This is a genomic window from Streptomyces triticisoli (genome assembly GCF_003270085.1).
Lineage (GTDB): Bacteria > Actinomycetota > Actinomycetes > Streptomycetales > Streptomycetaceae > Streptomyces > Streptomyces triticisoli.
Genome location: NZ_QFDQ01000117.1, coordinates 1 through 12,704 on the forward strand (window position 1 = coordinate 1; position 12,704 = coordinate 12,704).

The 12,704-nt window shown below is 72.7% G+C and carries 13 protein-coding genes and 1 tRNA gene; 11 read left to right on the forward strand and 3 right to left on the reverse strand.

What is annotated here, in order from left to right; translation table 11 throughout:
* On the reverse strand, positions 1 to 483 hold a 483-nt coding region (locus tag DEP02_RS17835), incomplete at its 3' end, for a DUF3662 domain-containing protein (protein WP_117434528.1).
* A 452-nt stretch (positions 484 to 935) separates the two neighbouring features.
* On the opposite strand from DEP02_RS17835, the gene DEP02_RS17840 reads away from it, so the two are divergent.
* The 6 genes from DEP02_RS17840 to DEP02_RS17865 all read left to right on the forward strand — a co-directional run bounded on the left by DEP02_RS17840 (position 936) and on the right by DEP02_RS17865 (position 5,511).
* Positions 936 to 1,022 (forward strand) — tRNA-Leu (locus tag DEP02_RS17840).
* Positions 1,023 to 1,249: 227 nt separating this feature from the next.
* Positions 1,250 to 2,098 (forward strand): hypothetical protein, encoded by an 849-nt coding sequence (locus DEP02_RS17845; protein WP_112468548.1) that lies wholly within the window; start codon positions 1,250 to 1,252, stop codon positions 2,096 to 2,098.
* A gap of 71 nt (positions 2,099 to 2,169) precedes the next feature.
* Positions 2,170 to 2,499: a rhodanese-like domain-containing protein gene (locus DEP02_RS17850; RefSeq protein WP_112468550.1), complete on the forward strand. Its 330-nt coding sequence runs from the start codon at positions 2,170 to 2,172 to the stop codon at positions 2,497 to 2,499.
* A 197-nt stretch (positions 2,500 to 2,696) separates the two neighbouring features.
* Complete coding sequence (locus tag DEP02_RS17855) at positions 2,697 to 3,554, forward strand: DUF5819 family protein (RefSeq protein ID WP_112468568.1); 858 nt, start codon at positions 2,697 to 2,699, stop codon at positions 3,552 to 3,554.
* Complete coding sequence (locus DEP02_RS17860) at positions 3,551 to 4,762, forward strand: HTTM domain-containing protein (RefSeq protein WP_112468552.1); 1,212 nt, start codon at positions 3,551 to 3,553, stop codon at positions 4,760 to 4,762. Before DEP02_RS17855 ends, DEP02_RS17860 begins: the two co-directional genes overlap by 4 nt.
* Positions 4,759 to 5,511, forward strand: a complete 753-nt coding sequence (locus DEP02_RS17865; protein ID WP_112468554.1) for a TrmH family RNA methyltransferase — start codon at positions 4,759 to 4,761, stop codon at positions 5,509 to 5,511. Before DEP02_RS17860 ends, DEP02_RS17865 begins: the two co-directional genes overlap by 4 nt.
* An 18-nt stretch (positions 5,512 to 5,529) precedes the next feature.
* On the opposite strand, the gene paaN is transcribed toward DEP02_RS17865, so the two are convergent.
* On the reverse strand, positions 5,530 to 7,221 hold the full coding sequence (gene paaN, locus DEP02_RS17870) for a phenylacetic acid degradation protein PaaN (protein WP_112468556.1): 1,692 nt from the start codon (positions 7,219 to 7,221) through the stop codon (positions 5,530 to 5,532).
* Between the two features lie 172 nt (positions 7,222 to 7,393).
* Here paaN and DEP02_RS17875 point away from each other — a divergent pair, with 172 nt between their 5' ends.
* Together DEP02_RS17875 and DEP02_RS17880 are read left to right on the forward strand one after the other, a co-directional pair.
* Positions 7,394 to 8,908 (forward strand): 3-hydroxyacyl-CoA dehydrogenase, encoded by a 1,515-nt coding sequence (locus DEP02_RS17875; RefSeq protein WP_112468558.1) that lies wholly within the window; start codon positions 7,394 to 7,396, stop codon positions 8,906 to 8,908.
* Positions 8,905 to 9,507, forward strand: coding sequence for a TetR/AcrR family transcriptional regulator (locus DEP02_RS17880; protein WP_112468560.1), 603 nt, complete (start codon positions 8,905 to 8,907; stop codon positions 9,505 to 9,507). The genes DEP02_RS17875 and DEP02_RS17880 overlap by 4 nt, the downstream gene beginning before the upstream one ends.
* A 2-nt stretch (positions 9,508 to 9,509) precedes the next feature.
* Here the strand turns inward: DEP02_RS17880 and DEP02_RS17885 are convergent, their stop codons facing one another.
* Positions 9,510 to 9,989 carry an Lrp/AsnC family transcriptional regulator gene (locus tag DEP02_RS17885; protein WP_112468562.1) on the reverse strand — a complete coding sequence of 160 codons (480 nt, stop codon included), beginning with the start codon at positions 9,987 to 9,989 and terminating at the stop codon, positions 9,510 to 9,512.
* A gap of 194 nt (positions 9,990 to 10,183) precedes the next feature.
* On the opposite strand from DEP02_RS17885, the gene pdhA reads away from it, so the two are divergent.
* The 3 genes from pdhA to DEP02_RS17900 all read left to right on the forward strand — a co-directional run.
* Positions 10,184 to 11,323 (forward strand): pyruvate dehydrogenase (acetyl-transferring) E1 component subunit alpha, encoded by a 1,140-nt coding sequence (gene pdhA, locus DEP02_RS17890; protein WP_112468564.1) that lies wholly within the window; start codon positions 10,184 to 10,186, stop codon positions 11,321 to 11,323.
* Positions 11,320 to 12,324 (forward strand): alpha-ketoacid dehydrogenase subunit beta, encoded by a 1,005-nt coding sequence (locus DEP02_RS17895; RefSeq protein ID WP_112468566.1) that lies wholly within the window; start codon positions 11,320 to 11,322, stop codon positions 12,322 to 12,324. Before pdhA ends, DEP02_RS17895 begins: the two co-directional genes overlap by 4 nt.
* Positions 12,324 to 12,704 (forward strand): biotin/lipoyl-containing protein (locus DEP02_RS17900; RefSeq protein WP_332871981.1); only part of this gene is annotated, 381 nt, incomplete at its 3' end. The genes DEP02_RS17895 and DEP02_RS17900, both read left to right, overlap by 1 nt.

The following is a 12,704-nucleotide window of genomic DNA, read 5'->3' on the forward strand; positions in this document are numbered from 1 at the left end:
CCCCGCGGGGCCGGCGACGGGCGGGTAGCCGTATCCGCCCGGGGCTGCGGGGCGGCCGGGCGGGGCCGCGGAGGGCGCGTGGGGGGCCCCGGGGGCCTGCTGGCTGCTGGAGGAGGCGAGGGTGCGGCTGCGGACCCGGTACAGGCCGGTGTCCAGGTCCTCGGCCTTCTCCAGGTGGACCTTGATCGGGCCCATGAAGGTGTAGCGCTGCTGCTTGGCGTAGTCCCGCACCATGCCGGCGAGCTCGTCGCCGAGCTGGCCGGAGTAGGGGCTCAGGCGCTCGTAGTCGGGCGCGCTGAGCTCCACGATGAAGTCGTTGGGGACGACGGTGCGGTCGCGGTTCCAGATGGTCGCGTTGTTGTCGCACTCGCGCTGGAGCGCACCCGCGATCTCCACAGGCTGGACCTCGGACTTGAAGACCTTGGCGAAGGTGCCGTTGACCAGACCTTCGAGACGCTGCTCGAACTTCTTCAGGACTCCCATGGGGCACCTCCTCCGTCGTTGCCGTCGTGCTGCCGCGTCTTGCTTACCTGGTACTGCTTACTGATCGTATCCACGCGCCGGTCAATCGGCTGGTTCCCCCTGTCGGCCCTGTCGCACGGGTGTCGACGCCTCCTGGGGATCGCACTCCCACGCGTGATTCTGCCCAGGATCGTAGAGGCGGTCGCCAACCAGTGTCCCGCACCTGAGGGTGGACCTTGCACGGCTCCCGGGGAGACGGGCGGGACCGGTACGAGGTTGATACGCGGACAGGCGCGGGCCGATGCGGAGCGGGGCCTTGCCGGCGCTGCCGCGGAGACCGGCCGCCGGTGCGGTCGGCCCTGGTCGCCTGCCCCGGGAAAGTGATGTGAACCCACCCTTCGGGGCGTGCTAATGTTCTGGATGTCGGAAGGCGCCGGGCCCCAAGGGGGAGGCGGCCGGAGGACACACCCAATGCGCGGGTGGCGGAATAGGCAGACGCGCTGGATTCAGGTTCCAGTGCCCGCAAGGGCGTGGGGGTTCAACTCCCCCCTCGCGCACCATGAGATACCGGGGTACGGGTCTCCGCCAGTGACGGAAGTCACGGTGGGGGCCCGTTTTCGGTTGGTCGGTGAGAGGGCGGCAGGCCCCGGTACGTGAGGTATCTCACGGGCGGGGTCTGTTGTGTTGTGCGGTGGGACCGGTGGGTGTGCGCGGCGTCGGCGGGGTTCCGGGCGCGCTGGTTCCGCAGCCGGAAGGGGCCCGCCCGGTACGGCGCTACGCTGGTCGGGTGACGACCTCGGAAGCTGGACAGGGTGGCGTCGCCGGCGCGGACCGGGCGACGTCCGAAGGTGCTGCGCCGCGGCCCGAGGAGCGGTTGGAGCGGGCCGTGCGGGCCGCCGAACAGGCGCTCATCGAGTACGAGATCGCGGTGGAGACCTTCCGGGTGGAGGTCGAGAACTTCGCTCGGCTGCACGAACAGAGGCTCGGGCCGCTGTATGCGCGGCTGGAGGAGCTGGAGGCGCAGACGGCCGAGGTCAGGGCCGCGCGCACCGGTGACCCCGAGGACCTGCGCAAGGCACAGGAGGCGCGGGCCAGGGTGCAGCCGATCGACGGTGTCGAGGAGCTGCTGCACGGCTGGATGGACTCCCACGGCCTGTTCCCGGAGGCCGTGGCGATGCTCACCGACCAGCCCGTGCGGCCCCCGCAGCGGGTGCGCCCCAGCGAGGAGGCCCGCAGGCTGTACCGCGAGCTGGCCCGCAAGGCCCACCCCGACCTGGCGCAGGAGGACGGCGAGCGCAAGCGGCGCGAGGAGTTCATCACCCGGGTCAACGCCGCCTACGCCCGTGGTGACGAGAACGAGCTGCGGGAGCTGTCCGCGGAGTGGGCGGCCGGCCCGAAGCCCAAGGAGCAGCGGCCGAGCCGCAGCGAGGAGCTCTACGCCCGCCTCGAGTGGCTCGCCGAGCGCAAGGAGTTGCTCACGCTGGTCGCCAAGCAGCTGGAGGACGGGGCGATCGCCGGGATGCTCCGCCTGGCCCCCGACGACCCCGACGGCCTTCTGGACGAGATCGCCGAGAAGCTCCGCAGGGAGGTCGCCGAGCGGGAGGCGGAGCTGGCCGCGCTGCTGAGCCAGGGGTGACGTACATCACCCGCGGTCGTCTGCGCCGCGGGGCCTTCGGGTAGCGTCGAAGCATGCATTTCGGAGCTGGTGTGCCCACGGTCGGGGTCACGGACCTCAAGGACGGCGACTTCCTGCTGGACGTCCGTGAGGACGACGAGTGGCAGGCGGGCCACGCCGAGGGCGCGCTGCACATTCCCCTCAGTGAGTTCGTGGCCCGGTACGGGGAGTTGACCGAGGCGGCGCCCCAGGACGGGCGGGTCCATGTGATCTGCCGTTCCGGCGGGCGGTCGGCCCAGGTCGCGATGTACCTGGTCCAGCAGGGCGTCGACGCGGTGAACGTCGACGGCGGCATGCAGGTGTGGGCGGCCTCGGGCCGGCCCGTCGTGACGGACGAGGGGAAGCCCGGGCACGTGCTGTGACGGCGCCGGGAGTCCGCGGTCTCCTCCCTCCCGCGTGTGCGCCGGCCTGACGGTGCGTCAAGGCGGGCTGGGGGTGTGCCCGCCGGGCGGTCCTGAGTACCGTTCCGGTGCGGCGCCGGGAGGCGGTGCGCGTGGCGGTACGGCGCCCCGCGCGGCCGGGCGACCGGAAGACGGACCGGCATCGGGAACGGGGCGGGATGAACGCGCACGACGAGGACTCGAACGCCCCGCACGGGCGCCACGGGCCGCGTGGCACCGACCGCCACCGGTCGTCCGGCGCCACCGAAGTCCCGTTCACCGCCGGGGCCGGGGAGACCGGCTCGGCGTCCGCCCGGCCGGAGGGCCGCTCCCGGCACTCCCCCGGTCCGGGTGATGGCTCGGGCCCCGTGCCTTCCCCCGGTCCGGCGCGTGGCGGGGTCGCCGCGCTCTCGGTGCCCTACCAGGTCGGGGTCGCCCTGGCGCTCGCCGTTGTCGCGGTGGCCGCCTGTGTGCATCTCGGGATGGTGTTTCTGCATGTCGCGCCGTCGAACACGGTGACCAAGCAGCATGGGAAGGCCATCGACGACTGGATCTACCCGGAGTTCGAGCAGAACTGGAAGCTGTTCGCGCCGAACCCGCTGCAGCAGAACATCGCCGTACAGGCGCGCGCCGAGATCGCCGCCGCGGACGGCGGGACCCGGACCACCGGCTGGTACGACCTGTCCGCCGAGGACGGCCGGGCCATCGAGGGCAACCTGCTGCCCAGCCACACCCAGCAGAACGCGCTGCGCCGCGCCTGGGACCTCTACGGCCTCACGCACGACAGCGACAACCGGCCGGTGGGCCTGCGCGGCGTCCTGGCGGAGCACTACCTGCGCCGCATCGTGGTGCTGCGTCTGGACCGGGCCCGCGCGGCCGGTGCGGGCGGTGTCGTCGAGCGCGTCCAGGTCCGCTGCCGTGTCACCGACGTGCCCCCGCCCAAGTGGAGCGAGGAGAAGGCGCCGGGCGCGCCCGAGTACCGCCTGCTGCCCTGGTGGACGGTGCCGGCCGACGAGGCCCGGGGAGGCGTGCGGTGAACCGGCTCGCGCCGGCGGTCTCGCGCGGGATCGGCCGGGTCACCGAAGCGGCTCTCGGCCCCCACCAGAGTGCCGTGATACGCATCGGCTTCGCCGTGACCTGGCTGCTGTTCCTGCTGCGCGAGTTCCCCCACCGCCAGGAGCTGTACGGCCCCGACGGCCCGTGGAGCCGGCACCTCGCCCAGCAGCTGATCTCGGACAACGGCGCCTTCACGGTCCTGATGTGGTTCGGCGGCCGCTTCTGGTTCGAGACCGTCTACGCGCTGGCCGTGCTGGCGAGCCTGCTGCTCGCGCTGGGCTGGCGCACCCGCACGATGTCCGTGCTGTTCATGGTCGGCGTGCTCTCCCTGCAGAACCACAGCGTCTTCGTGGGTGACGGCGGCGACAACGTGCTGCACCTGATGTCGCTGTACCTGGTCTTCACCCGCTGCGGCCAGGTGTGGTCGCTGGACGCGCGGCGGGCGGCCCGGGTGCGGGCGGCACGCGCGCGTGGGGAGCGGGTGCCCGACCGGGCCGGTCCCGTCCTGTGGAGCGTGCTCGGGCTGTTCCTGGCCGCGGTCACCGCGGCGGGCAGGGTGGAGGGCGAGCGGTTCGTTCCGGCGCTGCTGTGGGCGGTGTGGCTGGGCCTGGCCCTGTGGTGGGTGGCCGGACGGCGCGCGCGGTGGTCCCGGCCGCGGGTCCTGCTGGACGCCGTCGCCGACATCGTGCACAACGGCGCCCTGTTCGTGATCATGGCTGAGGCCTGCCTGATCTACGCCACGGCCGGCTGGTACAAGATCCAGGGCTCGCGCTGGCAGGACGGCACGGCCGTGTACTACCCGCTCCACCTGGACTACTTCTCGCCCTGGCCGGCGCTGGCCGACCTGCTGTCCGCCAGCGGCACACTGGTGATGATCGTGACCTACGGGACGGTGCTCGTGCAGGTCGCCTTCCCGTTCGCGCTGTTCAACCGGCGGGTGAAGAACGTCCTGCTGGCCGCCATGATGACCGAGCACGCGGTGATCGCGGTCGTCCTGGGGCTGCCGTTCTTCTCCCTGGCGATGATCGCGACGGACGCGGTGTTCCTGCCGACGTCCTTCCTGCTCCGGCTGGGCGACCGGGCGTCACGCGCGCGTGCCCGGCTGTCGCGGCGCGGCGGCCGGGGCCCGGTGGGGGGCCCGCGCTCCCCGGAGGACACCGAGCCCGCCCGCGTAGGCTTCCCGGCATGAACGACCCCGTACGCGTCTGGCACCGGCTCGCCGGCGCCTGCGTGCTCCTCGACGGCTTCCACGCCCTCAAGCACGCGGTCCGCTTCGGCGCCGAGGTGCCGGTGGCGGTCAGCGCCGACCGGAGTGCGGCACTCGCCCTCGCCGACGAGCTCGCCCCCGATGTGCGGGACACGCTGGACGCGTTGCTGAGCGAGGTGCCGCGGGAGACGTACGCCTCGCTCGTGCCGCGCCCGCATCCCACCGCCGTGGCCGCCCTGGCCGTACGGCCCTCCCGGGAGGTCAATCTGCGGACACTGGCACATGCGCCCCGCAGCGCGCCGGTCGTCGTCCTGGACCAGCCGCGCAACCTGGGCAACGCGGGAGCGGTGATCCGCCTGGCCGCCGGTTTCGGGGCCACCGGGGTCGTCACCACCGGCACCCTGGACCCCTGGCACCCGACGGTGGTGCGCGGCGGGGCGGGGCTGCACTTCGCGACCGCCGTGGAGCGGCTGGACGTGGACGAGCTCCCGCGCGGGCCGCTGTTCGCGCTCGACCCGGAGGGCGAGGACATCCGCGGGGTGAAGCTGCCCGACGACGCCGTGCTCGCCTTCGGCTCCGAGCGCAGCGGGCTGTCCGCCGCCCTCCGCGCGCGCACCGACCACCTGGTGGCGCTGCCGATGCGCCCCCAGGTCTCCAGCTACAACCTCGCCACCAGCGTGGCGATGACGCTGTACCACTGGAGCGCCACCGGGGGCGCACCTGCGCCCTGACGGGGTTTTCGAAACGCCCTACGCCTCCCGGCGGACCTCCACCACCCGGAAGCGGTTGGCCACGAAGGCGCCGTCGCACAGGGCCGCGTTGGCCGCCGGGTTGCCGCCCGAGCCGTGGAAGTCGGAGAAGGCGGCGGTCTGGTTGACGTACACCCCGCCGGTGAGGTTGAGCGACAGCTGGGCGGCCTCCTCCAGGCACACCTCCTGCACCGCCTGCTCGACCTCCTCGTCGGTCGTGTACGCGCCGACCGTCATCGCGCCCTTCTCGCGGATGGTGCGGCCCAGCAGCTCCACCGCGTCGGCGGCCGAGTCGACGGCGACGGCGAAGGAGACCGGGCCGAAGCACTCGCTCATGTAGGCGGCCTCGGCGTCCGGCTTGGTGCCGTCCAGCTTCACGATCACCGGCGTGCGGACCACCGCGTCCGGGAAGTCGGGGTTCGTCACCTCACGGGAGGCGAGGGCGACCTCTCCGAGGGAGGCCGCGGCCTCCAGGCGGGCCTTGACGTCCGGGTTGACGATCGCGCCGAGCAGCGCGTTGGCGCGCGCGTCGTCGCCGAGCAGGCCGTCCACCGCCTTGGCGAGGTCGGCGGCCACCTCGTCGAAGGACTTGGGGCCGGCGTCGGTGCGGATGCCGTCGCGGGGGATCAGCAGGTTCTGCGGGGTGGTGCACATCTGGCCGCTGTAGAGGGACAGCGAGAAGGCCAGGTTGGCGAGCATCCCCTTGTAGTTGTCGGTGGACTCCACGATCACCGTGTTGACGCCGGCCTTCTCGGTGTAGACCTGTGCCTGGCGGGCGGTGGCCTCCAGCCAGTCGCCGAAGGCCGTCGAGCCGGTGTAGTCGATGATGCGGATCTCGGGGCGGGTGGCCAGGGTCTTGGCGATGCCCTCGCCGGGCCGCTCGGCGGCCAGGGCCACCAGGTTGGGGTCGAAGCCGGCCTCGGCGAGCACCTCGCGGGCGACCTGGACGGTCAGCGCGAGCGGCAGCACCGCGCGCGGGTGGGGCTTGACCAGGACCGCGTTGCCGGTGGCGAGGGAGGCGAACAGGCCCGGATAGCCGTTCCACGTCGGGAAGGTGTTGCAGCCGATGACCAGGGCGACGCCCCTGGGGACCGGGGTGAACTGCTTGGTGAGGGCGAGCGGGTCGCGCTTGCCCTGCGGCTTGGTCCACTCGGCGGTGTCGGGGGTGCGGACCTGCTCCACGTACGCGTACGCCACCGCCTCCAGGCCGCGGTCCTGGGCGTGCGGGCCGCCGGCCTGGAACGCCATCAGGAAGGCCTGGCCGGAGGTGTGCATGACCGCGTGCGCGAACTCGTGCGTCCGGTCGCTGATCCGCTTGAGGATCTCCAGGCACACCACGGCACGCGCCTCCGCGCCCGCGTCCCGCCATGCGCGCTGTCCGGCCCTCATGGCGGGCAGCAGCACGTCGATGTCCGCGTGCGGGTAGCTCACGCCCAGCTCGATGCCGTACGGGGAGACCTCGTCGCCCACCCAGTCGTCGGTGCCGGGCTGGCCGAGGTCGAGGCGGGTGCCCAGCAGGGCGTCGAAGGCGGCCTTGCCGGCGGCCGCGTCCAGGCTGCCGTTGTCCCCGTAGGCCTTGGGGTGTTCGGGATGGGGTGACCAGTACGCGCGTGTGCGGATCGCCTCCAGCGCCTGGTCCAGGGTGGGCCGATGCCTGGCGATCAGTTCGTGCGTGGTCAGTTCGGCGGCCATGCGGGACCAACTCCTCGTCTCAAGAGCTCCTCGGCGAGCTCATGACCTGGGCACAACCATGGTCACAAGCATGGGCAGGAACAGGCGGTCAGAGTTAGAGTAACCGAACGATCGGTCGGGACAAGGGGGTCCGCCGCATCTGTGGACAACGTCGTGCGGGAGGATCGCGCACATGACAGCACTCGACCTCAGCAGCCCCGTGGCCGTCGTCGGCACCGGCACCATGGGCCAGGGCATAGCCCAGGTCGCGCTGGTCGCGGGCCATCCCGTGCGCCTGCACGACGCCGTGCCGGGGCGGGCCCGGGAGGCGGCCGCCGCGATCGGTGCGCGGCTGGACCGGCTCGTCGAGAAGGGCCGGCTCACCGGCGCCGACCGGGACGCGGCCCGCGCCCGGCTCAGGCCCGCCGACAGCCTTGCCGAGCTCGCCGACTGCTCCCTGGTCGCCGAGGCCGTCCTGGAGCGCCTGGACGCCAAACAGGAACTGCTGCGCGAGCTGGAGGGCATCGTCGGCGACGACTGCCTGCTCGCCACCAACACCTCCTCCCTGTCGGTGACCGCCGTCGGCGGCGCGCTGCGCGTCCCGGGCCGTCTCGTGGGCCTGCACTTCTTCAACCCGGCTCCGCTGATGCCGCTGGTGGAGGTGGTCTCCGGGTTCGCCACCGACGTCACGTCGGCCACGCGCGCGTACGAGACGGCCCGCGCCTGGGGCAAGACCCCCGTCGCCTGCGCCGACACCCCCGGCTTCATCGTCAACCGCATCGCGCGGCCCTTCTACGCCGAGGCCTTCGCCGTCCTGGAGTACCAGGGCGCCGACCCGGCCACCATCGACGCGATCCTGCGCGAGTCGGGCGGCTTCCGGATGGGCGCCTTCGAGCTGACCGACCTCATCGGGCAGGACGTCAACGAGTCCGTCACGCACTCGGTGTGGCAGTCCTTCTTCCAGGACGTCCGCTTCACGCCCTCGCTCGTCCAGCGGCGCCTGGTCGAGTCCGGACGGCTGGGCCGCAAGAGCGGGCACGGCTGGTACGACTACGGCGAGGGCGCCGAGCGTCCCGAGCCGCACACCGCGGAACAGGAGGCGCCGCCCGCGTACGTGGTCGCCGAGGGCGACCTCGGGCCCGCCTCGGAGCTGCTCGCCCTGATCCGCGAGGCGGGCATCCAGGTGCGCGAGGAGGACGAGGACCACGGCACCCGCCTGGTGCTGCCGGGCGGTGGCCAGCTGGTCCTCGCCGACGGGCAGACCTCCGTGGAGTTCCGCGACGTCGTCTACTTCGACCTCGCCCTCGACTACCGCGAGGCCACGCGGATCGCCCTGTCCGCCTCCCAGGACACCTCCCCGCGGACCGTCGCCGAGGCCACCGGCCTGTTCCAGGCGCTCGGCAAGAAGGTCAGCGTCATCGGCGACGTCCCCGGCATGATCGTCGCGCGCACGGTGGCGCGGATCATCGACCTGGCGCACGACGCCGTCGCCAAGGGCGTGGCCACCGAGGAGGACATCGACACCGCGATGCGCCTGGGCGTCAACTACCCGCTCGGGCCCTTCGAGTGGAGCCGCCGGCTCGGCAGCGCATGGGCCTGCTCCCTGATGGACAGCCTGCACGAGTGCGACCCGTCCGGCCGCTACGCGCCGTCCCTCGCGCTCTACCGCCACGCGTACGCCACCGACAAGCGGGAAGGCACCTCATGACCACCGCCAGGCGCGACACGTACACCCCCGAGACGCTGCTGTCCGTGGCCGTGCGGGTCTTCAACGAGCGCGGCTACGACGGCACCTCCATGGAGCACCTGTCCAGGGCGGCCGGCATCTCCAAGTCGTCGATCTACCACCACGTCGCCGGCAAGGAGGAGCTGCTGCGCCGGGCGGTCAGCCGGGCGCTGGACGAGCTCTTCGGGATCCTCGACGAGGAGCACGCGCGCGCGGGGCGTGCCGCCGAGCGCCTGGAGTACGTGGTGCGGCGCATGGTCGAGGTGCTGATCGCCGAGCTGCCGTACGTGACGCTGCTGCTGCGGGTGCGCGGCAACACCGCCACCGAGCGCTGGGCGCTGGAGCGGCGCCGCGAGTTCGACCACCGGGTGGCCGAGCTGCTGAGGGCGGCGGCCGCGGAGGGGGACGTGCGCGGCGACGTGGAGGTGCGTCTGGCGACCCGGCTCGTCTTCGGGATGATCAACTCGATCGTGGAGTGGTACCGGCCCGACGGGCGCGGCGTGGGAGAGCGCGAGGTGGCCGACGCGGTGGCACGGCTGGTGTTCTCGGGACTGCGTCAGGACGGGCCGCGCGAGGACTGAGCTCAGCCCTGCGGCTCCAGGTCCTCCTCCTCGAACACCAGCAGCGTGCGCGTGCTGAGTACCTCGGGGATCGCCTGGAGCCGGGTGAGCACCAGTTCGCGCAGCGCCCGGTTGTCCGGGGTGTGCACCAGCAGCAGGACGTCGAAGTCGCCGCCCACCAGTGCGATGTGGGAGGCGCCGGGCAGCTGTCTGAGCTGCTGGCGCACGGTGCGCCAGGTGTTCTGCACGATCTTCAGCGTGATGTACGCGGACGTGCCCTGCCCCGCGCGTTCGTGGTCGACGCGGGCGCCGAAGCCGCGGATGACGCCGTCCTCGATGAGCCGGTTGATCCGGGCGTAGGCGTTGGCGCGCGAGACGTGGACCCGTTCGGCGACCGACCGTATCGAGGCGCGGCCGTCCGTCTGCAGCATGTGCAGAATGTCCTGGTCGATGGCGTCCAGCGGGCGGGGCGGCGGAGCGGCGCCGTCCGGGCTCTCGGCCATTTGTTCAGACGCCATGTCCCCCCGCCTCTCCGCCGTGGACGTACTGCGTCCATCTCAGGCTGTGGAGAACCGTTTGTCCACAGCCTGGGCCCGCCTGTAGCCAAAATGTGCCGGCGACCGAACAATCGGTAGGTGAGGCGGGTCACAGGCGACCCGCCTCCCGTAGCCGCTCCCACGAGGAGGAGGTGCCCGTCATGACGGTCATGGAGCAGCGGGGCGCGTACCGGCCATCGCCGCCGCCCGCCTGGCAGCCCCGTACCGACCCCGCGCCGCTGCTGCCCGACGCGGAGCCGTACCGCGTCCTGGGGACGGAGGCGGCCGCGAAGGCCGATCCGGAGCTGCTGCGCCGTCTGTACGCGCAGCTGGTGCTCGGCCGCCGCTACAACGTCCAGGCCACCGCGCTCACCAAGCAGGGCCGGCTCGCCGTCTACCCCTCCAGCACCGGCCAGGAGGCCTGCGAGGTCGCCGCCGCACTCTGTCTTCAGGAGCGCGACTGGCTCTTCCCCAGCTACCGCGACACGCTCGCCGTCGTGGCACGCGGCGTGGACCCCGTCGAGGCCCTGACGCTGCTGCGCGGCGACTGGCACACCGGCTACGACCCCTACGAGCACCGTGTCGCCCCCCTGTCCACCCCGCTCGCCACCCAGCTTCCGCACGCCGTCGGTCTCGCCCACGCCGCCCGCCTCAAGGGCGACGACGTGGTGGCGCTGGCCATGATCGGCGACGGCGGCACCAGCGAGGGCGACTTCCACGAGGCGCTGAACTTCGCCGCCGTCTGGCAGACGCCCGTCGTCTTCCTGGTGCAGAACAACGGCTTCGCGATCTCCGTCCCGCTGGCCAAGCAGACCGCGGCACCGACCCTGGCCCACAAGGCCGTCGGGTACGGCATGCCCGGCCGTCTGGTCGACGGCAACGACGCCGCCGCCGTGCACGAGGTGCTCGGTGACGCCGTACGGCACGCGCGCGCGGGAGGCGGTCCGACCCTCATCGAGGCGGTGACCTACCGCATCGACGCCCACACCAACGCCGACGACGCCACCCGCTACCGCGGCGACGCCGAGGTCGAGGCCTGGCGCGCGCACGACCCGATCCAGCTGCTGGAGCGGGAGCTGACCGAGCGCGGCCTGCTCGACGAGGCAGGCATCGAGGCCGCCCGCGAGGACGCCGAGGCGATGGCGGCGCGGCTGCGCGAGCGCATGAACCAGGACGCGCCGCTCGACCCCATGGACCTGTTCGAGCACGTGTACGCCGAGCCGACCCCGCAGCTGCGCGAGCAGCAGGCCCAGCTGCGCGCCGAGTTGGAGGCCGAGACCGAGGAGGGTGCGGTCCGATGACCACCGTCGCGCTCAAACCGGCCACCATGGCCCAGGCCCTCACGCGCGCGCTGCGCGACGCGATGGCCGACGACCCCGCCGTGCACGTCCTGGGCGAGGACGTCGGCACCCTCGGGGGCGTCTTCCGCATCACCGACGGCCTCGCCAAGGAGTTCGGCGACGACCGCTGCACGGACACCCCGCTGGCCGAGGCCGGCATCCTCGGTACCGCCGTCGGCATGGCCATGTACGGTCTGCGCCCGGTCGTCGAGATGCAGTTCGACGCCTTCGCCTACCCGGCGTTCGAACAACTCGCCAGCCATGTCGCGAAGATGCGCAACCGCACGCGCGGAAGGATGCCCCTGCCGATCACCATCCGCGTCCCCTACGGCGGCGGCATCGGCGGCGTCGAGCACCACAGCGACTCCTCCGAGGCGTACTACATGGCGACTCCGGGGCTCCATGTCGTCACGCCCGCGACGGTCGCCGACGCCTACGGGCTGCTGCGCGCCGCCATCGCCTCCGACGACCCGGTCGTCTTCCTCGAGCCCAAGCGGCTCTACTGGTCGAAGGACTCCTGGAACCCCGACGACCCGCAGACCGTCGAGCCGATAGGACGGGCGGTGGTGCGGCGCACCGGCACGAGCGCCACGCTCATCACCTACGGCCCGTCGGTGTCCGTCTGTCTCGAAGCCGCCGAGGCGGCCCGGGCCGAGGGCTGGGACCTGGAAGTCGTCGACCTGCGCTCGCTGGTGCCGTTCGACGACGAGACGGTGTGCGCGTCGGTGCGGCGGACCGGGCGCGCGGTCGTCGTGCACGAGGCGGGCTCCTTCAGCGGCCCGGGCGGGGAGATCGCCGCCCGTGTCACGGAGCGCTGCTTCCATTACCTGGAGGCACCGGTGCTGCGCGTGGCCGGGTTCGACATCCCCTACCCGCCGCCGATGCTGGAGCGGCACCACCTGCCCGGTGTCGACCGGATCCTGGACGCCGTGGCGCGTCTGCAGTGGGAGGCCGAGAGCTGATGACACAGGTGCTGGAGTTCAAGCTCCCCGACCTCGGGGAGGGGCTCACCGAGGCGGAGATCGTCCGCTGGCTGGTCGAGGTGGGCGACGTGGTCGTCGTCGACCAGCCGGTCGTCGAGGTCGAGACGGCCAAGGCGATGGTGGAGGTGCCCTGTCCCTACGGCGGCGTGATCACGGCCCGCTTCGGCGAGGAGGGCACGGAACTGCCCGTGGGAGCGCCCCTGTTGACGGTGGCGGTCGGGGAACCGGCCGCCGGTGGCGAGACCGAGGGCTCCGGCAACGTCCTGGTCGGCTACGGCACGGGGGCGCCTCCGGCGCGCCGGCGCAGGGTGCGCTCGGCACCGGTGGCGCCGGGTGCGCGCGCGGCGGCGACGGGGGCG

Excerpts from the sequence above, each read along its gene's own strand:
- DEP02_RS17875 (WP_112468558.1), top strand. The coding sequence starts at position 7,394 with ATGACAGCACTCGACCTCAGCAGCCCCGTGGCCGTCGTCGGCACCGGC.
- DEP02_RS17855 (WP_112468568.1), top strand. The coding sequence starts at position 2,697 with ATGAACGCGCACGACGAGGACTCGAACGCCCCGCACGGGCGCCACGGG.
- DEP02_RS17895 (WP_112468566.1), top strand. The coding sequence starts at position 11,320 with ATGACCACCGTCGCGCTCAAACCGGCCACCATGGCCCAGGCCCTCACG.
- pdhA (WP_112468564.1), top strand. The coding sequence starts at position 10,184 with ATGACGGTCATGGAGCAGCGGGGCGCGTACCGGCCATCGCCGCCGCCC.
- DEP02_RS17880 (WP_112468560.1), top strand. The coding sequence starts at position 8,905 with ATGACCACCGCCAGGCGCGACACGTACACCCCCGAGACGCTGCTGTCC.
- DEP02_RS17865 (WP_112468554.1), top strand. The coding sequence starts at position 4,759 with ATGAACGACCCCGTACGCGTCTGGCACCGGCTCGCCGGCGCCTGCGTG.
- DEP02_RS17885 (WP_112468562.1), bottom strand. The coding sequence starts at position 9,989 with ATGGCCGAGAGCCCGGACGGCGCCGCTCCGCCGCCCCGCCCGCTGGAC.
- paaN (WP_112468556.1), bottom strand. The coding sequence starts at position 7,221 with ATGGCCGCCGAACTGACCACGCACGAACTGATCGCCAGGCATCGGCCC.